Source organism: Vibrio sp. T20, from assembly GCF_007858795.1.
Lineage (GTDB): Bacteria > Pseudomonadota > Gammaproteobacteria > Enterobacterales > Vibrionaceae > Vibrio > Vibrio satsumensis.
Genome location: NZ_VFEB01000255.1, coordinates 1 through 320, shown reverse-complemented (window position 1 = coordinate 320; position 320 = coordinate 1). Strand labels below are relative to the sequence as shown.

Here is a 320-nt window from a genome sequence, read left to right as displayed (position 1 = left end):
CAACGGGCTATTCGACTTTCGCACCTTCTTCTGTGCCGCCGACTGTGAAGCTGCCGTCGTTGGTTAAGAAGTCATCCGCCGCTGAGCCAGAGTCCGTATCAAGTGTCAGTGTTGGCGCATCTGGAGCTGTTGTGTCTAGAGTGAACGTCAGCTCGCTGCTGCCTGATGTATTACCCGCTGCGTCGGTTTGACGAACGGTGATCGTGTTGTCACCTTCCGTTGGTACTGGTGCGGTTGTCGTCCAGTTTCCGTCAACGAGGTATTCGACTGTCGCACCCTCTTCTGTGCCGCCGACTGTGAAGCTACCTCGGAAGGTCAAG

Annotated in this window: 1 protein-coding gene; it reads right to left on the bottom strand. The window is 55.9% G+C overall.

Annotated elements, in window-relative coordinates; translation table 11 throughout:
* Positions 1-7: 7 nt before the first annotated feature.
* Positions 8-320, bottom strand: a 313-nt coding sequence (locus FTW16_RS24650) for an Ig-like domain-containing protein (protein WP_261383520.1), incomplete at its 5' end; no start/stop codon positions are given.